The organism is Pseudomonas rhizozeae, assembly GCF_031583775.1.
GTDB lineage: Bacteria > Pseudomonadota > Gammaproteobacteria > Pseudomonadales > Pseudomonadaceae > Aquipseudomonas.
The window spans coordinates 1-21,552 of sequence record NZ_JAVLSB010000020.1 but is presented as its reverse complement, the minus strand read 5'-3'; the positions used below and the strand labels follow the sequence as shown (position 1 = coordinate 21,552).

22 protein-coding genes are annotated in these 21,552 nt (G+C 59.5%); 14 read left to right on the top strand and 8 right to left on the bottom strand.

Translation table 11 applies throughout. The features are described from left to right. Nucleotides 1–57 precede the first annotated feature (57 nt). From lpdA to RG836_RS03925, 5 genes are all read left to right on the top strand, one after another. Nucleotides 58–1,494 (top strand): dihydrolipoyl dehydrogenase, encoded by a 1,437-nt coding sequence (gene lpdA / locus RG836_RS03945; RefSeq protein ID WP_310843389.1) that lies wholly within the window; start codon nt 58–60, stop codon nt 1,492–1,494. Nucleotides 1,495–1,691: 197 nt separating this feature from the next. Continuing rightward, nucleotides 1,692–2,858, top strand: coding sequence for an ADP-forming succinate--CoA ligase subunit beta (sucC, locus tag RG836_RS03940; RefSeq protein ID WP_007919879.1), 1,167 nt, complete (start codon nt 1,692–1,694; stop codon nt 2,856–2,858). Next, nucleotides 2,858–3,739: a succinate--CoA ligase subunit alpha gene (sucD, locus tag RG836_RS03935; protein WP_008082972.1), complete on the top strand. Its 882-nt coding sequence runs from the start codon at nt 2,858–2,860 to the stop codon at nt 3,737–3,739. Before sucC ends, sucD begins: the two co-directional genes overlap by 1 nt. Before the next feature lie 495 nt (nt 3,740–4,234). After that, nucleotides 4,235–5,548, top strand: a complete 1,314-nt coding sequence (brnQ, locus tag RG836_RS03930) for a branched-chain amino acid transport system II carrier protein (RefSeq protein WP_310843375.1) — start codon at nt 4,235–4,237, stop codon at nt 5,546–5,548. A 139-nt stretch (nt 5,549–5,687) separates the two neighbouring features. Further along, nucleotides 5,688–6,089, top strand: coding sequence for an MAPEG family protein (locus RG836_RS03925; RefSeq protein WP_310843374.1), 402 nt, complete (start codon nt 5,688–5,690; stop codon nt 6,087–6,089). A 76-nt stretch (nt 6,090–6,165) separates the two neighbouring features. On the opposite strand, the gene RG836_RS03920 is transcribed toward RG836_RS03925, so the two are convergent. Further along, nucleotides 6,166–6,405 (bottom strand): hypothetical protein, encoded by a 240-nt coding sequence (locus RG836_RS03920; RefSeq protein WP_310843373.1) that lies wholly within the window; start codon nt 6,403–6,405, stop codon nt 6,166–6,168. Nucleotides 6,406–6,563: 158 nt separating this feature from the next. On the opposite strand from RG836_RS03920, the gene RG836_RS03915 reads away from it, so the two are divergent. The 4 genes from RG836_RS03915 to RG836_RS03900 all read left to right on the top strand — a co-directional run bounded on the left by RG836_RS03915 (nt 6,564) and on the right by RG836_RS03900 (nt 10,284). Beyond that, a complete protein-coding gene (locus tag RG836_RS03915) occupies nt 6,564–7,040 on the top strand; it encodes a PaaI family thioesterase (RefSeq protein ID WP_310843371.1) in 477 nt (158 codons plus the stop codon). Continuing rightward, nucleotides 7,037–7,489 (top strand): PaaI family thioesterase, encoded by a 453-nt coding sequence (locus RG836_RS03910; RefSeq protein WP_310843368.1) that lies wholly within the window; start codon nt 7,037–7,039, stop codon nt 7,487–7,489. The genes RG836_RS03915 and RG836_RS03910 overlap by 4 nt, the downstream gene beginning before the upstream one ends. Nucleotides 7,490–7,579: 90 nt before the next feature. After that, a complete protein-coding gene (gene htpG, locus RG836_RS03905; protein WP_310843366.1) occupies nt 7,580–9,487 on the top strand; it encodes a molecular chaperone HtpG in 1,908 nt (635 codons plus the stop codon). A gap of 68 nt (nt 9,488–9,555) precedes the next feature. After that, the gene (locus RG836_RS03900) at nt 9,556–10,284 is read left to right on the top strand and encodes a dienelactone hydrolase family protein (protein WP_310843364.1); all 729 of its coding nucleotides are present in this window, start codon (nt 9,556–9,558) and stop codon (nt 10,282–10,284) included. Nucleotides 10,285–10,403: 119 nt separating this feature from the next. On the opposite strand, the gene RG836_RS03895 is transcribed toward RG836_RS03900, so the two are convergent. Both RG836_RS03895 and RG836_RS03890 read right to left on the bottom strand, forming a co-directional pair. After that, nucleotides 10,404–11,264, bottom strand: a complete 861-nt coding sequence (locus RG836_RS03895) for a pirin family protein (protein WP_310843363.1) — start codon at nt 11,262–11,264, stop codon at nt 10,404–10,406. 62 nt (nt 11,265–11,326) lie between these two features. Continuing rightward, nucleotides 11,327–11,743: an OsmC family protein gene (locus RG836_RS03890; protein WP_310843362.1), complete on the bottom strand. Its 417-nt coding sequence runs from the start codon at nt 11,741–11,743 to the stop codon at nt 11,327–11,329. A 153-nt stretch (nt 11,744–11,896) separates the two neighbouring features. Between RG836_RS03890 and RG836_RS03885 the strand changes: the two genes are divergently transcribed. Beyond that, nucleotides 11,897–12,907 (top strand): amidohydrolase family protein, encoded by a 1,011-nt coding sequence (locus tag RG836_RS03885; protein WP_310843360.1) that lies wholly within the window; start codon nt 11,897–11,899, stop codon nt 12,905–12,907. Here the strand turns inward: RG836_RS03885 and RG836_RS03880 are convergent. Beyond that, nucleotides 12,893–13,804 carry a LysR family transcriptional regulator gene (locus RG836_RS03880; RefSeq protein ID WP_310843357.1) on the bottom strand — a complete coding sequence of 304 codons (912 nt, stop codon included), beginning with the start codon at nt 13,802–13,804 and terminating at the stop codon, nt 12,893–12,895. The two genes, RG836_RS03885 and RG836_RS03880, sit on opposite strands and share 15 nt — an antisense overlap. 118 nt (nt 13,805–13,922) lie before the next feature. Here RG836_RS03880 and RG836_RS03875 point away from each other — a divergent pair, with 118 nt between their 5' ends. Further along, on the top strand, nt 13,923–14,315 hold the full coding sequence (locus RG836_RS03875) for a RidA family protein (RefSeq protein ID WP_310843355.1): 393 nt from the start codon (nt 13,923–13,925) through the stop codon (nt 14,313–14,315). Between the two features lie 79 nt (nt 14,316–14,394). Here the strand turns inward: RG836_RS03875 and fabB are convergent, their stop codons facing one another. The 4 genes from fabB to RG836_RS03855 all read right to left on the bottom strand — a co-directional run bounded on the left by fabB (nt 14,395) and on the right by RG836_RS03855 (nt 19,223). Continuing rightward, nucleotides 14,395–15,621, bottom strand: coding sequence for a beta-ketoacyl-ACP synthase I (fabB, locus tag RG836_RS03870; RefSeq protein ID WP_310843354.1), 1,227 nt, complete (start codon nt 15,619–15,621; stop codon nt 14,395–14,397). Nucleotides 15,622–15,632: 11 nt separating this feature from the next. Continuing rightward, nucleotides 15,633–16,148: a 3-hydroxyacyl-[acyl-carrier-protein] dehydratase FabA gene (fabA, locus tag RG836_RS03865; RefSeq protein WP_310843352.1), complete on the bottom strand. Its 516-nt coding sequence runs from the start codon at nt 16,146–16,148 to the stop codon at nt 15,633–15,635. Nucleotides 16,149–16,395: 247 nt separating this feature from the next. Further along, a complete protein-coding gene (locus tag RG836_RS03860; RefSeq protein ID WP_310843350.1) occupies nt 16,396–18,297 on the bottom strand; it encodes an ATP-binding protein in 1,902 nt (633 codons plus the stop codon). Beyond that, nucleotides 18,294–19,223, bottom strand: coding sequence for an ABC transporter substrate-binding protein (locus RG836_RS03855; RefSeq protein ID WP_310843348.1), 930 nt, complete (start codon nt 19,221–19,223; stop codon nt 18,294–18,296). The genes RG836_RS03860 and RG836_RS03855 overlap by 4 nt, the downstream gene beginning before the upstream one ends. Nucleotides 19,224–19,502: 279 nt before the next feature. Here RG836_RS03855 and RG836_RS03850 point away from each other — a divergent pair, with 279 nt between their 5' ends. From RG836_RS03850 to sixA, 3 genes are read left to right on the top strand one after another with little or no spacing between them, the layout of a single operon-like run. Continuing rightward, entirely contained in the window at nt 19,503–20,528 is a 1,026-nt protein-coding gene (locus RG836_RS03850; RefSeq protein WP_310843346.1) for an NAD(P)H-dependent glycerol-3-phosphate dehydrogenase, read from the top strand. A 15-nt stretch (nt 20,529–20,543) separates the two neighbouring features. After that, the gene (locus RG836_RS03845; protein WP_310843345.1) at nt 20,544–20,891 is read left to right on the top strand and encodes a DUF4389 domain-containing protein; all 348 of its coding nucleotides are present in this window, start codon (nt 20,544–20,546) and stop codon (nt 20,889–20,891) included. Further along, nucleotides 20,888–21,340 carry a phosphohistidine phosphatase SixA gene (sixA, locus tag RG836_RS03840; RefSeq protein WP_310843344.1) on the top strand — a complete coding sequence of 151 codons (453 nt, stop codon included), beginning with the start codon at nt 20,888–20,890 and terminating at the stop codon, nt 21,338–21,340. The genes RG836_RS03845 and sixA overlap by 4 nt, the downstream gene beginning before the upstream one ends. Nucleotides 21,341–21,552 lie beyond the last annotated feature (212 nt).

Sequence of the window (21,552 nt, the reverse complement as noted above, 5' to 3'; positions counted from 1 at the left end):
CGCAGTTTGGCTTGAGGCTTGCCGCTTAAGCTTGCCGCAAAAAAGAGGATTTTTTGAATGTCGCAGAAATTTGACGTAGTCGTGATTGGCGCCGGCCCTGGCGGTTATGTAGCCGCCATTAAAGCCGCTCAGCTGGGGCTGTCGACTGCCTGCATCGAGAAGTACACCGACAAAGAGGGCAAACTGGCCCTGGGTGGTACTTGCCTGAACGTCGGCTGCATTCCCTCCAAGGCGCTGCTCGACAGCTCCTGGAAATTCCACGAAGCGCAAGACGGCTTCGCGATCCACGGTATCAACCACGCGGGCGTCACCATGGACGTTCCTGCCATGGTTGGCCGTAAAGCCAATATCGTCAAAGGCCTGACCTCTGGCGTTGCGACCCTGTTCAAGGCCAACGGCGTGACTTCCCTGCAAGGCCACGGCAAATTGCTGGCCGGCAAGAAAGTCGAGCTGACCAAGCCTGACGGTTCGGTTGAAGTGATCGAAGCCGAGAACGTGATTCTCGCTTCCGGCTCCCGTCCGATCGACATCCCACCGGCTCCGGTCGACCAGAAAGTCATCGTCGATTCGACTGGCGCACTGGAATTCCAGTCCGTGCCTAAGCGTCTGGGCGTGATCGGCGCTGGCGTCATCGGTCTGGAACTGGGTTCGGTCTGGTCCCGCCTGGGCGCCGAAGTGACTGTCCTGGAAGCCCTGGACACCTTCTTGATGGCTGCCGACACCGCCGTCTCGAAAGAAGCCTACAAAACCCTGACCAAACAAGGCCTGGACATCAAACTGGGCGCTCGCGTGACCGGTTCCAAGGTCAACGGCGAAGAAGTCGTGGTGAATTACACCGACTCCAACGGCGAACAGACCATCACCTTCGACAAGCTGATCGTAGCCGTTGGTCGCCGTCCAGTGACCACTGATCTGCTGGCCGCCGACAGTGGCGTGACCATCGACGAGCGTGGTTTCATCTTCGTCAACGACCAGTGCGAAACCAGCGTCCCTGGCGTCTTCGCCATCGGCGACGTGGTGCGCGGCATGATGCTGGCGCACAAGGCCTCGGAAGAGGGCATCATGGTTGTCGAGCGCATCAAGGGCCACAAAGCCCAGATGAACTACGACCTGATCCCTTCGGTTATCTACACCCACCCGGAGATTGCATGGGTCGGTAAAACCGAGCAGGCCTTGAAAGCTGAAGGCGTTGAAGTTAACGTCGGCACCTTCCCGTTCGCAGCGTCTGGCCGTGCCATGGCCGCCAACGATACCGGTGGTTTCGTCAAGGTCATCGCCGATGCCAAGACTGACCGCGTATTGGGCGTGCACGTGATTGGCCCGAGCGCCGCGGAACTGGTTCAGCAAGGCGCAATCGGCATGGAATTCGGCACCAGTGCCGAAGACCTGGGCATGATGGTCTTCTCCCATCCGACCCTGTCCGAAGCCTTGCACGAAGCTGCTCTGGCAGTGAATGGCGGCGCCATTCACGTTGCCAACCGCAAGAAGCGTTAAGACACAATAAGAAACCACGGCGGTACGGCCCGTCGTGAGTCTTGTGTGCAAGACTCACCGCGGAATGTCCGCTGGACGCAGTCTTGCGTAGCTGTACCGGTTGTCCGGAAAGGCTACGCGAGCAGCAGTCACAGGTGGTGCGGCACTTCAATAAGTGCAGCACCGATGCGCAGTACCTAACGAAGACGGTAATAAGCATGAATCTTCACGAGTATCAGGGTAAGCAGCTGTTCGCTGAATACGGCCTGCCAGTATCCACAGGTTACGCGGTAGACACCCCGGAAGCGGCAGCAGAAGCTTGCGACAAAATCGGCGGCAGCGAGTGGGTTGTCAAAGCCCAGGTTCACGCCGGTGGTCGCGGTAAAGCGGGCGGCGTTAAGTTGGTTCGCAGCAAAGAAGACGCTAAAGCATTCGCTCAACAGTGGTTGGGCAAGCGTCTGGTGACTTACCAGACTGATGCCAATGGCCAGCCAGTCACCAAAATCCTGGTTGAATCGTGCACTGATATCGCTAAAGAGCTGTACCTGGGCGCTGTCGTTGACCGTTCGAGCCGTCGCATCGTGTTCATGGCTTCCACCGAAGGTGGCGTGGACATCGAGAAGATCGCTCACGACACACCAGAAAAAATTCTCAAAGCCACCATCGATCCACTGGTAGGCGCTCAGCCATTCCAGGGTCGCGAGCTGGCATTCCAGCTGGGCCTGGAAGGCAAGCAAGTTGCTCAGTTCGCCAAGATCTTCGTAGGTCTGGCCAAGCTGTTCAAGGATCACGACCTGGCTCTGCTGGAAGTGAACCCGCTGGTGATCAAGGCTGACGGCGATCTGCATTGCCTCGACGCCAAGATCAACATCGACGCCAACGCGATGTACCGTCAGCCTAAGCTGAAGACGTTCCACGATCCGTCGCAAGACGATCCGCGCGAAGCGCACGCTGCCAAGTTCGAACTGAACTATGTAGCGCTGGAAGGCAATATCGGTTGCATGGTCAACGGTGCTGGCCTGGCCATGGGTACCATGGACATCGTCAACCTGCATGGCGGCAAACCAGCCAACTTCCTCGACGTGGGCGGCGGTGCTACCAAAGAACGCGTAACCGAAGCGTTCAAGATCATCCTGTCCGACACCAACGTCGCTGCAGTACTGGTCAACATCTTCGGCGGCATCGTTCGTTGCGACATGATTGCCGAAGGCATCATCGGTGCAGTGAAAGAAGTCGGCGTGAAAATCCCGGTTGTTGTTCGCCTTGAAGGCAACAACGCTGAGCTGGGCGCTAAAGTACTGGCAGAAAGCGGTTTGAACATCATCGCTGCAACCAGCCTGACCGACGCTGCTCAACAAGTTGTTAAAGCTGCGGAGGGCAAATAATGAGCGTCCTGATCAATAAAGACACCAAAGTTATCTGCCAGGGTATTACCGGTTCGCAAGGTAGTTTTCACACCCAGCAAGCCATCGAATACGGCACCAAGATGGTTGGTGGCGTTACCCCTGGCAAAGGCGGCACCGAGCACCTGGGCCTGCCCGTGTTCAACACCGTCAAGGACGCTGTAGAAGCCACTGGCGCTACCGCCAGCGTGATCTACGTTCCGGCTCCTTTCTGCAAGGACTCGATCCTGGAAGCAGCATTCGGCGGCATCAAGCTGATCGTCTGCATCACTGAAGGCATTCCTACCCTGGACATGCTGGATGCCAAGGTCAAGTGCGACGAGCTGGGCGTGGTCCTGATCGGCCCTAACTGCCCGGGCGTGATCACTCCAGGCGAATGCAAGATCGGCATCATGCCAGGTCACATTCACTTGCCAGGCAAGGTCGGTATCGTTTCCCGTTCCGGCACCCTGACCTACGAAGCTGTGAAGCAGACCACTGACGCCGGTTTCGGTCAGTCGACTTGCGTCGGCATCGGCGGTGACCCGATCCCAGGCTCGAACTTCATCGACATCCTGAAGCTGTTCCAGGAAGACCCGAAGACCGAAGCGATCGTAATGATCGGCGAGATCGGCGGTTCGGCTGAAGAAGAAGCGGCTGCCTATATCAAGGCACACGTGACCAAGCCGGTTGTTTCCTACATCGCGGGTGTGACTGCTCCTCCGGGCAAGCGCATGGGCCATGCTGGCGCAATCATCTCTGGCGGCAAAGGCACTGCAGACGAGAAGTTCGCTGCACTGCAAGACGCAGGCGTAAAAACCGTGCGTTCGCTGGCAGACATCGGCAAGGCCTTGGCCGAGCTGACCGGTTGGGCAGTCAAGTAAGCCTCGCGCTTAGCTGACGCTTCACCAGGCAAAGGCCACCTTCGGGTGGCCTTTGTTGTTTCTGGGGCGGGGGGCGCGAAGAGTGTGGCTATTGGAGGTGGCTTTTGTGGCGAGTGAGCTTGCTTCCGCTGGGGCGCGAAGCGGCCCTCGATTGGGTGGTCGCGGTCTATCAGGTCGACTGCGTGGCATGGTTTTTACGACTGCTTCGCAGCCGAACGGGAGCAAGCTCCCTCGCCACAAAAACCCTTCACCACCGGTGGGCTGAAAGTAAATTAGATACGTAAACGCGACACCGAAATGTCGCGCATCGGAATGTTTGCCCCTTAACAGTGCGTTTGCGGGACAAATTCGTTAGGCTAGCCGCCATTTTGCGACAGCCGCCCACAAGGCAGCCGCTTGCTCAAAGGGTCGGTCCCATACGGATCGACAGCATTTCCCTCACCCTTCAGGGAAATCCCCCTCTAAATTACGATTCAGCAGTGTGGTATTTCCTTAATGAAAGTGTTGAAAGGCCAGGACATTCTGGCACTGGGTTTCATGACATTTGCCCTGTTCGTCGGGGCCGGCAACATCATCTTCCCGCCTATCGTCGGTTTGCAGTCCGGGCCTCACGTTTGGATGGCGGCGCTGGGTTTCCTGATTACCGCCGTGGGCCTGCCGGTTATCACCGTGGTGGCGCTGGCCAAGGTCGGCGGCGCCATGGACGCCTTGAGCAGCCCGATCGGCAAGATCGCCGGCGGTTTGCTGGCTGCGGCGTGCTACCTGGCCGTCGGCCCGCTGTTCGCCACACCGCGCACCGCTACCGTATCCTTCGAAGTCGGCCTGGCGCCGCTCACCGGCGAAAGCCCGCTGGCGCTGTTCATCTACAGCGCGGTGTATTTCCTGCTGGTGTTCTTCATCTCGCTGTACCCCGGCCGCCTGCTGGACACCGTCGGGCGTTTTCTCGCGCCGCTGAAGATCATCGCCCTGGCCGTGCTCGGCATCGCCGCGTTTGCCTTGCCCGCCGGTGACATCGGCGTCGCCACCCCGGAATACGTCGCGGCACCGTTCTCCCAGGGCTTCATCAATGGCTACCTGACCATGGATACCTTAGGGGCGCTGGTGTTCGGCATCGTCATCGTCAATGCCATTCGCTCCCGGGGCGTCGACTCGCCAGCGCTGATCACCCGCTACGCCATCATTGCCGGCCTGATCGCCGGAGTAGGGCTGGCGCTGGTGTATGTCAGCCTGTTTCGCCTCGGCTCCGGCAGCCATGAAGTCGCGGCCGGCGCCACCAACGGCGCGGCGGTGTTGCACGCCTACGTGCAGCATACGTTCGGCTCCCTGGGCAGCGGCTTCCTGGCGGTACTGATCTCGCTGGCCTGCCTGGTCACCGCGGTCGGCCTGACCTGTGCTTGCGCCGAATACTTCAGCCGCGTGTTGCCGCTGTCGTACAAAACCCTGGTGATCATCCTGGCGGCGTTCTCGTTGCTGGTGTCCAACCTGGGGCTGACCAAACTGATCGCGTTCTCTATCCCGGTCCTCACTGCGATCTACCCGCCGTGCATCGTTTTGGTAGCGCTGAGCTTCTGCAAGGACTTCTGGCTCGATCAACGGCGCATCGTCGGCCCGGTGATGCTGGTGTCGTTCCTGTTCGGCCTGATCGATGCCCTTAAAGGTGCCGGGCTGGCGGCCTGGATGCCGTCGCAGTTATTGAACCTGCCGCTGAGTGAGCAAGGCCTGGCGTGGTTGGTGCCGTCGGTGATGACCCTGGTGGTCGCTGTGGTCTGCGATCGCTTGCTGGGCAAGCGTAGCGAAGCGTTGGCCTGAAGGCCCTTTCCTGCCACGAGCGGGTACGTCACGGAACGCAAAAATGCCCCGCATCCACCGATGCGGGGCATTTTGTTATGGGCGTTATGGTCTATACCTCTACACAAGCGTCCATGCCTGAAGTGACCAAGGAGAGTTGATGAGTATTCCGTTCTGGTGCGTGTTGATCAGTGCCTTGTTGATCTTCGTCGCCAAGATCCCAGTGGCCAAGGCGATGAACGATCAGGGGGGCTACGACAACCACCTGCCGCGGCAACAACAGGCGCAACTCACAGGCTTTGGTGCTCGCGCATTGGCGGCGCATCAGAACAGCTTCGAGGCATTCATGCTGTTTGCGGTGGGCGTGTTGATGGCCCACACCACGCAAACTCAGGGGTGGTTAATTGATTGGCTGGCTATCATCTTTGTCATTGCCCGCGTGCTTTATCTGCTGTGTTACTGGACCGATCTGGCTTGGCAGCGAAGTCTGATGTGGCTGGTGGGGTTAGTCTGTTCGCTGTTATTGATGATTAGTCCGACTTTTAGAACCGTTTTGCTCTAAACCGTTGGCTGGCAAAACCAATGGACAAAAGAAAACCCGCATTAAGCGGGTTTTCTTTTAAACGACTAAAACCAGATTAGTTGGTCTTAGGTGCGGCTTCTTTAGCCGCTGCTTCGTTCGATTCAGCCTGAGCTTTGGCGGCTTCAGCGTTTTCTTTCGCAGCGTCGTTCACTTTATCCTGTGCTTTGTTCATGTCTTGCTGAGCTTGCTCAGCATGTTGGTTAGCATCTTGAGCTTTGTCCTCGGATTTTTTATCGCAGGCTGCGAGACCGAGGGAAGCGGTCAACATCAAGGCAATAGCTAAAGTCTTCTGCATGGGGTGTTTCTCCTTATGGAAAATAACTACTGGCCTTTCGAGCACAGCCCTCAAGCTTAAGTTCCTCAAATCGTTCAGATATATAAGTTTATCAAGGTGCGGAACTTTCACCGTTGCGCGAGCTACTTCACCGGGACATTAAGCAGAGAGTTGAACCAATGCCGGAAAACCCCGTTTTTGAGCGTGCGACACGGTTTCTGTCAGCCTTACGCCATTGTCAGGTGCTCGGCTTGCGCCTGCATAGCGCCAGCGCGGACGGACTAACGGTCGTGTTGCCGTACAGCCTGCAGATCGTCGGTAACCCGCAAACCGGGGTCATTCACGGCGGCGCACTGACCTCGCTGATGGACACCGCGTGCGGCATGTCGACCTTGTGCGTGTTGCCGCAATTCGAAGTGTGCCCGACCCTGGACTTGCGCATCGACTACATGCACCCGGCCGAACCGCATAAAGATGTGTATGGATTCGCTCAATGCTACCGAGTCACCAGTGACGTAATCTTCGCCCGTGGCTTTGCCTACCAGGACGATCCCGAGCAACCGATTGCCCACGTGGTCGGCACCTTTATGCGTTTGGGCGCCGCCGTCAAAGGCACCAAAGGATTTGGCGGTGTCATTGCCGGAGGCAAGCCATGAGCGATCAACTGCAAACCCAACTGCAGCAAGCCCACGAACGGGGCGATTACGCGGCGTTGCTAGCACTGATTCCCTACGCGAAGCTGATTGGCGTGGAGTGCTCGCGCCTCGGCGATGAATTGTTGTTCTGCCTGCCTGCCAACAAAGACAACATTGGTAACCCTTTGCTGCCAGCCATCCACGGCGGGGTGATCGCCGGTTTCATGGAACTGGCCGCCGCCCTGCATTTGATGCTGGCCAGCGGTTCGCCGGGGGTTCCGAAGATCATCGATTTCTCCCTTGATTACCTGCGCGCCGGGCAGTTTCGCGACACCTACGCCAAGTGCCAGGTCTGCCGCCAGGGTCGACGGGTGGCCAACGTTGCGGTCACGGCGTGGCAGAGTACCGAGGCCGAACCGATCGCCACGGCCCGTGCACATTTCAAGATCGAGGAGCCTGCCGGCCCTTGAAATCCTGAACGCTGCCCCCAACTCTGATGACAACCCGCCGTCACCCCCTCTGGGTCACGGCTTATGCCATCTGATTGGAGTTTGATGACCATGAGTGTGGAAACTCAAAAGGAAACCCTGGGCTTCCAGACCGAGGTGAAGCAACTGCTGCACCTCATGATCCATTCGCTGTATTCCAACAAGGAAATCTTCCTTCGCGAATTGATCTCGAACGCCTCTGACGCTGTCGACAAATTACGCTTCGAAGCCCTGTCCAAGCCTGAACTGCTGGAAGGTGGCGCCGACGCCCTGAAAATCCGCGTGAGCTTCGACAAGGACGCCAAGACCGTCACCCTCGAAGACAACGGTATCGGCATGAACCGCGACGATGTGATTACCCACCTGGGTACCATCGCCAAGTCGGGCACCGCCGATTTCATGAAGAACCTCTCGGGCGACCAAAAGAAAGATTCGCACCTGATCGGCCAGTTCGGCGTGGGCTTCTACTCGGCGTTTATCGTTGCCGACAAGGTCGACGTCTATAGCCGTCGTGCCGGCACCGACGCCAGCGAAGGCGTGCACTGGTCGTCGAAAGGCGAGGGCGAGTTTGAAGTCGCCAACGTCGAGAAGGCCGAGCGCGGTACCCGCATCGTCCTGCACCTGAAGTCCGGCGAAGACGAATTCGCCGATGGCTGGCGCCTGCGCAACATCATCAAGAAGTACTCCGACCACATCGCCTTGCCGATCGAGCTGCCGAAAGAAGTCGCGGCCGCTGAAGGCGAGGAGGCACCGGCCGTTGAATGGGAAACCGTCAACCGCGCCAGTGCCTTGTGGACCCGTCCGCGTACTGAAGTGAAGGACGAGGAATATCAGGAGTTCTACAAGCACATCGCTCACGATTATGAAAACCCGCTGAGCTGGAGCCATAACAAGGTCGAAGGCAAGCTGGAATACAGCTCGCTGCTGTACGTGCCGGCCCGCGCGCCGTTCGACCTGTATCAGCGTGAAGCGCCGAAAGGCCTGAAGCTGTACGTGCAGCGCGTGTTCGTCATGGACCAGGCCGAGTCGTTCCTGCCGTTGTACCTGCGCTTCATCAAGGGCGTGGTCGACTCCAACGACCTGTCGCTGAACGTGTCGCGGGAAATCCTGCAGAAAGACCCGATCATCGACTCGATGAAGTCGGCGCTGACCAAGCGCGTGCTCGACATGCTGGAAAAACTCGCGAAGAACGAGCCTGAGCAATACAAAGGCTTCTGGAAAAACTTCGGCCAGGTCATGAAAGAAGGCCCGGCAGAAGACTTCGCCAACAAAGAGAAAATCGCCGGCTTGCTGCGTTTTGCATCTACCTCGGGTGAGGACGGCGAGCAAGTGGTGGGCCTGGCTGATTACCTGGCTCGCGCCAAGGAAGGTCAGGACAAGATCTACTACCTGACCGGTGAAACCTACGCGCAGGTCAAGAACAGCCCGCACCTGGAAGTCTTCCGCAAGAAAGGCATCGAAGTGCTGCTGCTGACCGACCGTATCGACGAGTGGCTGATGAGCTACCTCAGCGAGTTCGACGGCAAGAGCTTCGTCGACGTGGCGCGCGGTGATCTCGATCTGGGCAATCTTGATTCGGAAGAAGACAAGAAAGCCGCAGAAGAAGTCGCCAAGTCCAAAGAAGGTCTGGTCGAGCGTCTGAAAACCGCGCTGGGCGATTCGGTTGCCGAAGTGCGGGTTTCCCATCGTTTGACCGACTCCCCGGCGATCCTCGCCATCGGCGAGCAGGACCTGGGCTTGCAGATGCGTCAGATCCTCGAAGCCAGCGGGCAGAAGGTGCCGGATTCGAAGCCGATCTTCGAATTCAACCCGACCCACCCGCTGATCGGCAAACTCGATGGCGAGCAGAGCGACGAGCGCTTCGGCGACCTGGCGCACATTCTGTTCGATCAGGCCGCACTGGCAGCGGGCGACAGCTTGAAAGATCCGGCTGCCTATGTGCAGCGGCTGAACAAGCTGCTGGTTGAACTGTCGGTTTAATCAGGTTTTAGAAAAACCCGCTTCGGCGGGTTTTTTCGTTCTGGTGTTTACAGATTAGGAGTCAGGAAATGAGTCAGATCACTGTGCGTTCCATTGCTTATCAGATTGACGGCCAGACCTATGAAAGCCGTTTGGCCTTCGACACCGAACACAAGGGCCCGCTGCCTGGGCTGCTGATGGCGCCGAACTGGATGGGCGTCAGCGCCGGGGCGGAAGACATTGCCAAGTCGGTCGCGGCCAAGGGCTATGTGGTGTTGATCGCCGACCTCTACGGGCAAACCGTGCGGCCGAGCAACAATGACCAGGCGGGCGCGGCGATGATGCCGTTAAAGGACGACCGGGCCTTGCTGCGCAAGCGCATGCAAGTCGCGTTCGAGCATCTGCAGAGCCAGGGCGAAGCGGCGGTGGACACCTCGAAACTGGCGACCTTCGGCTTCTGCTTTGGCGGCTGCTGCGCACTCGAGTTCGCCCGTACCGGTGCGCCGGTGCAAGCTGCGGTGTCGTTCCACGGCACCCTCGACACGCCGAATGCCAGCGACGCCAACAACATCAAGGGCAAGGTTCTGGTGCTGCACGGCGCCTCCGACCCGCTGGTGCCGAAAGAACAACTGCCGGCCTTCGAAGACGAAATGAACGCCGCTGGCGTGGACTGGCAACTGCTCAGCTACGGCGGTGCGTTTCACTCGTTTACCGACAAACACGCCAACGTGCCGGGCATGATGATGTACGACGCCAAAGTCGCAGCTCGGGCGTTTACCTCGATGCACAACCTGCTGGATGAAGTGTTCAAGGGTTGAGATTGAGCGGGCGGTACAAGTACCGCGCTATTCGCGAGCAAGCTCGATCCCACAAGTGGATGAATCCTAAAGTGGGAGCGAGCCTGCTCGCGAAGGTGGCCTGACAGGAACCCGTGCGTTCAGGGCAGTTCAATCCGTTCAACTTCCCCCGGCACCGTTGGCCAATCCCGTGCCGCCCAGCGCCGACGGGCTTCATCGATTGCCGCCGGATCACTGGCAACAAAATTCCAGTTGATCCGCCGTGGTCCATCCAATGGCGCACCGCCAAACAGCACGGCGTGGCAATCGATCTCGGCAAACAGGCTCATTTCCTCCCCGGCCGGCAACACCACCAGCGAATGCGGTTCTACGCGCTCACCATCGAGTTGCGCGTCCCCGCTGAGCACGTACAGCGCTCGTTCTTCATGTTCTGTGGGAATCAGCAAAGTGGTTGCGGTTTGCAGCCGCAGCTCCGCATACAACGTAGGCGACAGCACCGGTACCGGCGATTCCAGGCAGAACCCCGAGCCGGCAATCATCCTGATTTGCACCCCGAGGTTATCGCTGACCGGCAACGTCGCGGCCGGGTGGTGGCTGTAATGCCCCGGGCCTTGTTCATGCGCCTGAGGCGAGGCCAGCCACACCTGCAAACCGTGCATCGTGAACCCACTGTTTTTCAGCGCTTCTGGCGTGCGCTCGACGTGGGCGATGGCGCTGCCGGCGGTCATCCAGCTGACGTCGCCGCTGTCGACCACTTGATCAGAGCCAAGGCTGTCCTTGTGTTGGACTTGCCCTTGGAACAAGTAGGTCAGGGTCGACAGACCGATGTGTGGATGCTGGCGGATATCCATGCCTTTGCCCGCCGGATAACGGGTCTCGAGCATGTGATCAAAAAACACGAAAGGCCCGACGCTGCGGCATTTGGCGGAAGGCAATGGGCGAAGAATCGGCTGGCCTTCGACGTCTTCGGCGCGGGGACGGATGACGAGGGGAATGTTCATGCGGACTACCAGGCTAAGCGGGAGATGCCGTGCAGCATACCCCGCTTGCGCACAGGTTGCCGCTACTGGCTGAACGCGCCTTCGGAAAGGTGCGTCTCGACGCTGATTTCAGCGGTGGTCATCAGCTTGTGAATCGGGCAGCGATCGGCGACGCGATGCAGTTCTTCACGCTGGGCATCGGTCAAAACGCCCTTGAGGGTAAGCTTCACGTGCAGAGCATATTTGCCTTTCTGCTCTTCGCTGTTGTCGCGCTTGACCTCGACCGTGACTCCGGTCAGCGGAATGTCTTTCTTTTTCGCATACATCTTCAAGGTGATGGCCTTGCACGTGCCGAGCGCGGCATCGAAGTAATCGTGTGGCTCCGGCGCCGAACCGTCGCCACCGACTGATTTCGGCGCATCGGCAAACAGTTCGTGGTCATCGATCTCGACGCTGTGACGCAGGCCATCGCTGGAAACGGTATTGACGGTAACGGACATGGGAAACCTCGCGGGCAGTAGGAAAAGTCATTCGATCAAAAAAGACTTCGCAGTTATAGAACATTACGCGCGTATCGCGTTCCACTTTCGTCGCTGCTGAACCCCGTTGCGCACCGTGCGGTCTACGCTGTTCCTACCTGCTGGAGATCCCACGTGCCCTTTATTCGCTTGAGCCTTGCCTGCCTGCTGGCGTACTCCGTCACGCAGGCCAGTGCCCGCGAGTATCGTTACAGCGACGCGCACCTGCATTACGTGGATTTCTTCCAGGAATCGGCCGGCATGCCCAAGCTGCTCAAGGCGATGGCGGATAATCGAATCGAGCATGTGATGATTTCCGGCATTCCAGTGGCGAAGAAATGGCACGAAGACGAACCCAAACGTCCGCGTTACTACGCCGGCGATGACGCGGACGCCTATTGGTACAGCGCCACTGACGTGATCGTCGCGGCGGCGGTGAACAAGCTTCCCACAGAACAGCGCCGGTTCTTCCACCCGTTTCTGTCGGGCTTCAACCCTAACGACAAGAATTCCGACGCGCACATCCAGCGCATGCTCGATCTCAACCCGGGACTGTGGCAGGGCATCGGTGAAGTGTTTACCCGGCACGATGACCTTACGGCCCTGACCTCCGGCGACACGCCGCGGGCGAACAACGAGGCAATGACGCGCATTTATCACCTGGCCGCGGAGAACGATTTGCCGGTGATGCTGCATTCCAACATCACCTCCAAGCGCGAAAGAAATCCGCTGTATCTGGCAGAGATGGAAGAGCCGCTGCGCAATCATCCGCATACCCGATTTATCTGGGCGCATGCGGGCACCAGCCACGAGATTCACCGGCATCAGACGCGGCTGGATTTTCTGCTGCCGACATTGAACCGGATGCTAGAGACCTATCCCAACCTGTTCATCGACCTGTCTTGGAGCCTGCTCACCCCCTATTTGCTGGACGAGCAGGGCAAGCCTCGGCAAGAGTGGCTTACGCTGGTAGAGCGCTTTCCGGAGCGCTTCATGCTGGGGTCAGACGTTGTCGGGCGATTTAACAAGCTTGGTCAGGAAATGCACAGCTTCGATCCGTTCCTCGACGCCTTGCCCGAAGACGTCGCCCGCAAGGTCGCGCGGGATAACTTTCTGGCCGTGCTCCCGCGGTCAGCTCCGAGGTAGCCGTGGCGCATGCTCGGCCAGCAACTCGACCACCCAGTCGATGAACACCCGCAGTGGCTTGCGCACATACCGGTTGGGCGAATACGCGACGTAGAGCGGCATCGGCTCAATCCGCCAATCGCTAAATAGCCGTACCAGCGCACCCTGTTCAGCGTGCGCCTTGGCCATGTAATCCGGCAGCCACAGCACGCCAAGACCTGCCAGCCCGGCGGTCAGGTAGGCGTTGCCGTCATCGATCGCCAGCACGTGGCGGCCATTGATGTTCAGGCGCTCGTCGCCTCTATACAGGGTGTACGGCAGTGGGTTGTCCCAGCGGTAGCGAACGATGCGATGGCTGGCCTCCAGCAGTTCATCCGGGTGTAGCGGTGTGCCGGCCCGCGCCAGGTAGGAGGGCGCGGCATACACGCCCAGTTGCAAATCGCCGACGTGGCGCGCCACCAGTGAAGCATCCTTGACCTCACCGCCACGCACCACGCAATCGACGTTGTCGCCGATCAAATCGACCTGGCGATCACTGGCGCCCAAGTCGAGCTGGATATCAGGGAAACGGTCGAAGAAGCCGGGCAATGCCGGCACCAGCAGGATATTGGCGAATGGGGCCGGCACATCGACCCGCAGCAAACCACGGGGCGCAGTGGAGGCGCCGGGCAGGTTGCCTTCAATGTCTTCAAGATCGGCGAGCAGACGCACCACGCGTTCGTAATAAGCTGCTCCGTCGGTGGTGACGTTGACCTTGCGCGTGGTGCGGTTGAGCAGCTTGATGCGCAAATGCGCCTCCAATTGCTGCACCAGTTGCGTCACCGTGGTCCGGCTGATCCCCAGATTTTCCGCGGCCTTGGTAAAGCTGCCTGCTTCCACTACCCGGACAAACGCCCGCATGCCGTCAAACCTGTCCACGTTCGCGCTCCAGTGCTTTGTTTGGATTGTACAAACAGTGTTGTTGGATTTCTCAGGTTTATCCAAATAAACCGAGCGCCTACAGTGCCTCAATCAATCCACACGAGGAGCACCCGCCATGAGCATACGTGACGCTGTTTTCCCCACCGGTCGGCAGGACCTCTACACGGCCCATGCCTATTCCGCCGCGATCAGATCCGGCGATCTGCTGTTTGTTTCCGGCCAAGTGGGCAGCCGCGAAGATGGCTCACCGGAGCCTGACTTCGAAGCACAGGTCCGACGAGCCTTCGACAATCTCCAGGCGACGCTGAAAGCAGGGGGATGCGGGCTCGACGATATCGTCGATGTGACGTCTTTCCACACCGATCCAGAAAACCAGTTTGGCACCGTCCTGACCGTGAAAGGCGAGGTGTTCCCGGCAGCGCCATATCCGAACTGGACAGCGATTGGCGTCAACTGGCTCGCGGGGTTCGATTTCGAGATCAAGGTGATCGCGCGGATTCCCGCCTGATCTGATTTGCGAACCGTGAAATGAAAAACGCCCCGAACCAGTCGGGGCGTTTTTCATGTGGTGAGTAGCGGGGCGTGTGTTACTTGCCCTGCCAGCGTTTCAGCACCAGGGTAGCGTTGGTGCCACCGAAGCCGAAGCTGTTGCTCATCACGGTGTTGATGGTGGCGTTTTCGCGAGTCTCGGTGAGGATCGGCATATCGGCCACGGCCGGGTCCAGCTCGTCGATGTTGGCAGAACCGGCCATGAAGTTGCCTTCCATCATCAGCATGCAGTAGATCGCTTCATGAACGCCGGCGGCGCCCAGGGAGTGACCGGACAGGCTCTTGGTGGAACTGATGGCCGGGGCCTTGTCACCGAACAGCTTGCGTATGCCTTCCATTTCCTTGACGTCGCCGACAGGGGTGGAAGTGCCGTGGGTGTTCAGGTAATCGATCGGCGTATCCACGGTGGACATGGCCATTTCCATGCAGCGAATTGCGCCTTCGCCGCTTGGAGCCACCATGTCGTAGCCGTCGGAGGTTGCACCGTAGCCAACGATTTCCGCGTAGATTTTCGCACCGCGGGCCAGTGCGTGTTCCAGCTCCTCAACCACCACCATGCCGCCGCCGCCGGCGATGACGAAACCGTCGCGCTTGGAATCGTAGGCGCGGGAGGCTTTTTCCGGGGTGTCGTTGTATTTGCTGGACAGGGCGCCCATGGCGTCGAACAGGAACGACTGGCTCCAGTGCTCTTCTTCACCGCCGCCGGCGAACACGATGTCCTGCTTGCCCATCTGGATCTGTTCCATGGCGGTACCGATGCAGTGAGCACTGGTGGCGCAGGCAGACGCGATGGAATAGTTCAGGCCCTTGATCTTGAACGGCGTGGCCAGGCAAGCGGAAACGGTGCTGCTCATGGTCCGGGTGACGTAGTAAGGCAGGACTTTCTTGATGCCTTTCTCGCGCAGAATGTCCAGCGCCTCCATCTGGTTCAGCGTGGACGCACCGCCGGAGCCGGCGATCAGGCCGGTACGCGTGTTGGACACCTGATCTTCGGTCAGGCCGGAGTCTTCCACGGCGCGCTGCATAGCCACATAGGCGTACGCCGCAGCCTGGCCCACGAAGCGGAAAGTCTTGCGATCGATCAATTCTTTGAGCGGCAGGCTTTTGTCAATGGAACCGGAAACCTGACTCTGCAGACCCATTTCAGCATATTCCGGGTTGAACCGGATGCCAGGGCGGCTTGCACGCAGGTTAGCGGAGACGGTCTCTTTGTCATTGCCCAGGCACGAAACGATGCCCAGACCAGTGATAACGACGCGGCGCATGCGAATAACCCTTAGAAGTTGTCAGTGGAGGTGAAAACGCCGACCCGGAGGCCTTCGGCGGTGTAGATCTCGCGGCCATCGACACTGACCGAACCGTCGGCGATGGCCAGGTTCAGCTTGCCCTTGAGCACGCGTTTGATCTGAATGTTGTACGTGACTTTCTTGGCGGTCGGCAGGACCTGGCCAAAGAACTTCACTTCGCCCGATCCCAGGGCGCGGCCGCGGCCCGGCAGACCTTGCCAGCCGAGGAAGAAGCCAACCAGTTGCCACATGGCGTCGAGGCCCAGGCAGCCCGGCATCACCGGATCGCCTTCGAAATGGCAGGCGAAGAACCACAGGTCCGGGGTGATATCCAGCTCGGCGACCAATTCACCTTTGCCGTACTTGCCACCCTCTTCGCTGATGTGGGTGATGCGATCCACCATCAGCATGTTCGGGGCGGGCAGTTGCGCGTTACCTGGGCCGAACAGCTCACCGCGACTGCAGCGCAGCAGATCTTCCCGGGTAAAGGCGTGTTGTTTGGTCATGCGAGCTCCTCAATAATCCCATGCGGCAGGTGGGGCAAATCTTCCCGGCCGATCGACGCATTCACGCCTCGTACCGGTAGCCTACTCATAGACTATTGCGTTGTGGTGAAAGTCACAGCACCAAGGACATGAAAGTACACTTGTGCACTGAAATAATTATTCAAGCCCCTTTTCGGGCCTGTTCGGGTGCCTAAGACTGCCGCACTTTCGCTTTTCATGCCAGTCACAGATGGTCGAAAGCGCGGTTCTACTGCACCCAGCGCTGCAGAATTTGTTGCAGGTCTGTGCGTTTGAACGGCTTGGCGAGGTAATCGTTCATGCCTGCCGACAAACAGACTTCGCGGTCGCCCTGTAAGGCGTTGGCGGTCAACGCAATGATCGGCACGTCGCGGCAACCGGGCAATTGGCGGATCTGCCGGGTCGCCTCATAACCGTCAATGATTGGCAGTCGGCAGTCCATCAGGATTGCTTCGTAGATCAGGCTTTCTGCACTGTGCACCGCTTGCGCGCCGTCGGTGGCGACGCTGACGGTAAAGCCGAGGCTGCGCAACATGGCTTCGATCACGGTCTGGTTGACCGGGTTGTCTTCCACCAGCAACACATGCCGCCCGGCGCCCAGGCCGTTGTTTTTCGGCGCTTTGACGGAAGTCACCGGCAAGCTGTGCTGATACAACGCCAGTGGGATCTCCAGGGTGAACACCGAACCCAGGCCTTCTTCACTTTGCGCCCGCAAAGTGCCGCCCATGCGTTCGGCCAAGGTGCGGGCGATCGGCAAACCGAGGCCGGTGCCGCCGTAGCGCCGGGAAATCGAACTGTCAGCCTGCTGGAAGGCGTCGAACATCTTGTCCAGGCTCTCGGCGGGAATGCCGATGCCGCTGTCGCGCACGGTGCAGGTGAACCACAACAATTGGTGATCCAGCGATTGCCACTGTGATTCGATCGACACGCGGCCCTGCTCAGTGAATTTCAAGGCGTTGCCGATCAGGTTGACCAGAATCTGCCGGATGCGCGTTGGATCGCCCTGCACCTGCAAGGCCTGCATGTCTTGCGGCACGCTCAGCTCCAGCGCCAGGCCACGCTGCGCGGCGCTGTGCTGGAAAGCCTGGGCGCAGCTGGCGATCAGCTCACTGAGGTTAAACGGAATGTGCTCCAGTTCCAGGGCCGCGCGTTCGATGCGCGAGAAATCGAGAATGTCGTTGATGACCTTTAATAAATGCTCCGTGGATTCCGAGGCGAGGGCGGCGTATTCCACCTGTTCGTCGGTCATCTCGGTAGTTTCCAGCAACTGCAACATGCCCAGCACGCCATTCATGGGCGTGCGCAGTTCGTGGCTCATCATCGCCAGGAAATCGGATTTGGCGTTGTTGGCTTTTTCTGCTTCTTCGCGGGTCTTGATCAATTGCGCCATGGCTTGCTGCTGTTCGCGACTGGCCTGTTCAAGGCCCGCCGCGAGGTTATTGATGTGTTGTGACAAGGCGCCCAACTCGGCATCGTCGACGATCGGCAACGGCCTGCTGTAGTCGCCTTGCTGGATCGCCTTGACCGCGTCGCCGATGTCGCGGATCGGCTGCGCCAGCCCACCGGCCAGACGCCGGGCGATCAGGAAGGTGAACAGCAGCGCAAACAGCGCCAGGATCCCGGCCTTGAGCAGGATCTCCTGCTGGCGCTGGCTGAAGGCATCGCTGGACAGGCCAACGATCACCCGCCCCAGATAGTCTTCGCCGCCGGTCCCGACCTTGATCGGGCTGTCTTGTAGAAAATCACTACTCAGACGAATCCGCTGCAAGCGCACCGGTGCCTGGAACACTTCGACCTGCTGCGAGCGGTCATGGGTTTCCGACGGTTGCTCGACGTACACCAGAATCCGGTTGGCGCTGTCCTGCACTTCCAGAAAGCGCACGTGCGGCGTGGCCAGCGTGGCTTTGAGCAAGCTATCGAGCACTTCGTTGTTGCCGGAAATCACCCCGTATTCCGTAGCCGGTGCCAACTGGTTGGCGATCAACTGGCCGGTGTGATTGAGCTCCTGGCGCAAATCCTGGATGCGCACAAAGGTAAAGAAGCTGATCAGCAGCAAGGTCAACAGCAGGGCTGGGCCCACGGCAATCAATTGCGTGCGGGTGCTGATGTCCAGGCGACGGCGCAGGATCATGGACGGTTTTCTCCTTCGGCCAACTCGGTGGCAACAGCGAGTTCGTCAATGGGTTCGATCCCTAATGAACGAGCGACCTGTGGATTACTCAAGACTTTGAAATGCGGAGAATAGAGGCTGCGCGGCCAATTCAGCGGCGGCAGGTCGAGCAGGTTGTCGAGGGTTGCCAGCCAGTCGGCCTGATCGCTGTAACTGCTGGCCAGGCTGCCGGCGCGGACGAAACCGGCGTTCGGTCCCACCAGCGCGACCTCCCGGGCGTAACTGCTGAGCAACAGGTTTTTCGCGGTTTTCGGGTTGAACAGGTCGGGATCGTCGACGCCGAGCAACACATCGCTGCGGTCCAGCAGTTTCTTGAGTGGTTGGCTGTCCTGAGTGTTTTCCCAAGGTTCGGCGACGATTTCCAGGTTCAGCGAGAGGGCGGCGAGGCGCAGTTCGCTGAGCAGGAATTCACTGTGCCGGTCGTACAGCACGCCGACCCGCCGCACTTGCGGCATCAGCGTCTGGATCAGGTTCAATTGCCGGTGGGGCGCGGGATCACTCCACAGCAAGCTCAAGAACGGCGGCACATTGACCCCGAGGCGCTGCCGAGCTTGCAAGCGACTGATGCGCAGCACCAGGGCCGACGGGCCGGCGCTGTCTTGCACGCGCCACTCCAGGCTCGGCAGGTCGAGCAGAATCAGGCGTGTGGCCGGATTCAACTGGCCGGGCGGGGTGAGATTGGCCAGCGGCAGGAAGCGGACCGTGTCGTCGGGGCGCAACGCTCTCAGCGCCTGGGTAAACGACTGCACGCCGGCGGTGTCTTCGCCGGCCACCAGCAATATGTCCGCGGCTCGGGCGGTCGAGCTGAATAACGCGGCCCACCACAGACACAACACGCCGAGCCAGAGGCATAGCGTGGAGGCCTTGCGGGACGGGGCGGCTGGCATGATCAGAAGACGCGCCCCGCAGGTGGGCGGCCGGGCACCACCAATATCAGCGATGAACGAGGGAAAACAGATCCAATAGACACGGCACAGCCTTGAACGCAGGGGAATGGCGGGCATGTTAACCGAGCCGCTCGAGTTTTCCAGTGACGATGCCGGCATTTTCGCTGGTTTTGCAGGTCTTCTTTCTACAACCGCCGGTAATTGCCGCCGGGGCTGGCCGCGACTGGGCCGCTCCGTATAATGCCGGCATCGCCACTGGTATGGATTAACGGATTGCATATGACTGAACAGCGCCCGATCGCGGTCCTGGGAGGCGGAAGTTTTGGAACCGCCGTGGCCAATCTGTTGGCCGAAAACGGTCATCAGGTCCGGCAATGGATGCGTGACCCCGAGCAGGCCGAGGCCATCCGGGTCCATCGCGAAAACCCGCGCTACCTCAAAGGCATCAAGATCCTGCCGGGGGTGGAGCCGGTCACCGATTTGCTTTCCACGCTCGACGCTTGCGATCTGTGCTTCGTCGCCCTGCCGTCCAGCGCCTTGCGCGCGGTGCTGGGGCCGCATGCCGAGCGCTTGAGCGGCAAATTGCTGGTGAGCCTGACCAAAGGCATCGAAGCCCAGTCCTTCAAGTTAATGAGTGAAATCCTTGAAGAAATCGCCCCGCAGGCGCGTATCGGCGTGCTGTCCGGGCCGAACCTGGCCCGGGAAATCGCCGAACACGCGCTGACCGCCACGGTGGTCGCCAGCGAAGACGAAGAACTGTGCCAGCGCGTGCAAGCAGCGCTGCACGGCCGCACCTTCCGCGTCTACGCCAGCGCCGACCGCTTCGGCGTGGAGTTGGGCGGGGCGCTGAAAAACGTCTACGCCATCATCGCCGGCATGGCCGTGGCGCTGGGCATGGGCGAAAACACCAAGAGCATGCTGATCACCCGTGCCCTGGCGGAAATGACCCGGTTCGCGGTGAATCAGGGCGCCAACCCGATGACCTTTCTTGGCCTGGCCGGTGTCGGCGATCTGATCGTCACCTGTTCATCGCCCAAGAGCCGCAACTACCAGGTCGGCTTCGCTCTCGGCCAGGGCTTGAGCCTGGAAGAGTCCGTGACCCGGCTGGGCGAAGTCGCTGAAGGGGTCAACACCCTCAAAGTGCTCAAGGCCAAGGCTCAGGACGTCGGCGTCTACATGCCGCTGGTCGCCGGGCTGCACGCCATCCTGTTTGAAGGGCGCACGCTGGAGCAGGTAATTGAACTGCTGATGCGCGCCGAACCGAAAACTGACGTCGACTTTATTTCCACCAGCGGTTTCAACTGAGACCGGGAGCCCGAGATGAGTGATCCGAAAGTAGAAGCCAAGTATGAATCCATTCTGCTGCGTGTACTGTGGATGGTGATTTACCTGGTGGTGTGGCAGGTGGCGCAATTTGTCCTTGGCGCCGTGGTGCTGGTGCAATTGGTGTATCGGCTGTTCTACGGCGCGCCGAGCCTGACGCTGATGAATTTCGGCGACAGCCTGAGCCAGTTTCTGGCGCAGATCGGTCGTTTCGGCACTTTCCACAGTGACCAGAAACCCTGGCCATTCGCCGACTGGCCGACGCCGCGCGTCCCGGAAGGAGAAACCCCGCACGTGGTGCCACCAGCCGCCCATCCGGTCCGCGATGAGGAGCCCAAGCTATGAAACTCTGGATCTTGCGTCATGGTGAAGCCGTGCCCCACGGCTCGGGGCCGGATTCCGAACGCGCCTTGACCGATCATGGTCGTGAGGAGGTGCTGCGTAGCGCCGTCGAGTTGCTCGGCCAGCCAATCACAGCGATCTACGCCAGCCCTTATCTGCGCGCCCAGCAGACTGCGGAAATCGTCCGCGATGTGCTGAATTTCGCGCCGGAGATTCGTACGGTGGACTGGCTGACCCCGGATAACCGCCCGCAAGCGGTGGCTGAGCAGTTGGTGTCGGTGGATGGCGCATTACTGGTCAGTCATAACCCGTTGGTGGGCACATTGCTGGGTTATTTACAGCACGGTCATGTGCAAGAGCCTGAGAACGTGAAGACTGCAGGGTTGGCTGAATTGGAAGGGGATGAGTTGCTGGTGGGGGCGATGAAGCTCAACGGGATCAAACACCCGTAGTTTTTTGTCGGCAGTGCCATACCCGGTGGAAGCGAGTCGGCTCCGGGCGGCGTTCCGACGAAGGCGCCGAGCCTGCTGACGAGTAAATTGCGCATGTCCCCAAACTCTGTGGGAGCTGCGGTGCGACGATTCGACTTGCCAGCGATGACTTCTGTTCAGGCACTAGAGAGTTGGCAGGTGTACATATCCATTCCTTAGGTGATGGCCTCTAT

Bases quoted from the DNA above. Each gene is read 5' to 3' on its own strand.
- lpdA (WP_310843389.1), top strand. From the start codon at position 58: ATGTCGCAGAAATTTGACGTAGTCGTGATTGGCGCCGGCCCTGGCGGT.
- sucC (WP_007919879.1), top strand. From the start codon at position 1,692: ATGAATCTTCACGAGTATCAGGGTAAGCAGCTGTTCGCTGAATACGGC.
- sucD (WP_008082972.1), top strand. From the start codon at position 2,858: ATGAGCGTCCTGATCAATAAAGACACCAAAGTTATCTGCCAGGGTATT.
- brnQ (WP_310843375.1), top strand. From the start codon at position 4,235: ATGAAAGTGTTGAAAGGCCAGGACATTCTGGCACTGGGTTTCATGACA.
- RG836_RS03925 (WP_310843374.1), top strand. From the start codon at position 5,688: ATGAGTATTCCGTTCTGGTGCGTGTTGATCAGTGCCTTGTTGATCTTC.
- RG836_RS03920 (WP_310843373.1), bottom strand. From the start codon at position 6,405: ATGCAGAAGACTTTAGCTATTGCCTTGATGTTGACCGCTTCCCTCGGT.
- RG836_RS03915 (WP_310843371.1), top strand. From the start codon at position 6,564: ATGCCGGAAAACCCCGTTTTTGAGCGTGCGACACGGTTTCTGTCAGCC.
- RG836_RS03910 (WP_310843368.1), top strand. From the start codon at position 7,037: ATGAGCGATCAACTGCAAACCCAACTGCAGCAAGCCCACGAACGGGGC.
- htpG (WP_310843366.1), top strand. From the start codon at position 7,580: ATGAGTGTGGAAACTCAAAAGGAAACCCTGGGCTTCCAGACCGAGGTG.
- RG836_RS03900 (WP_310843364.1), top strand. From the start codon at position 9,556: ATGAGTCAGATCACTGTGCGTTCCATTGCTTATCAGATTGACGGCCAG.
- RG836_RS03895 (WP_310843363.1), bottom strand. From the start codon at position 11,264: ATGAACATTCCCCTCGTCATCCGTCCCCGCGCCGAAGACGTCGAAGGC.
- RG836_RS03890 (WP_310843362.1), bottom strand. From the start codon at position 11,743: ATGTCCGTTACCGTCAATACCGTTTCCAGCGATGGCCTGCGTCACAGC.
- RG836_RS03875 (WP_310843355.1), top strand. From the start codon at position 13,923: ATGAGCATACGTGACGCTGTTTTCCCCACCGGTCGGCAGGACCTCTAC.
- fabB (WP_310843354.1), bottom strand. From the start codon at position 15,621: ATGCGCCGCGTCGTTATCACTGGTCTGGGCATCGTTTCGTGCCTGGGC.
- fabA (WP_310843352.1), bottom strand. From the start codon at position 16,148: ATGACCAAACAACACGCCTTTACCCGGGAAGATCTGCTGCGCTGCAGT.
- RG836_RS03860 (WP_310843350.1), bottom strand. From the start codon at position 18,297: ATGATCCTGCGCCGTCGCCTGGACATCAGCACCCGCACGCAATTGATT.
- RG836_RS03855 (WP_310843348.1), bottom strand. From the start codon at position 19,223: ATGCCAGCCGCCCCGTCCCGCAAGGCCTCCACGCTATGCCTCTGGCTC.
- RG836_RS03850 (WP_310843346.1), top strand. From the start codon at position 19,503: ATGACTGAACAGCGCCCGATCGCGGTCCTGGGAGGCGGAAGTTTTGGA.
- RG836_RS03845 (WP_310843345.1), top strand. From the start codon at position 20,544: ATGAGTGATCCGAAAGTAGAAGCCAAGTATGAATCCATTCTGCTGCGT.
- sixA (WP_310843344.1), top strand. From the start codon at position 20,888: ATGAAACTCTGGATCTTGCGTCATGGTGAAGCCGTGCCCCACGGCTCG.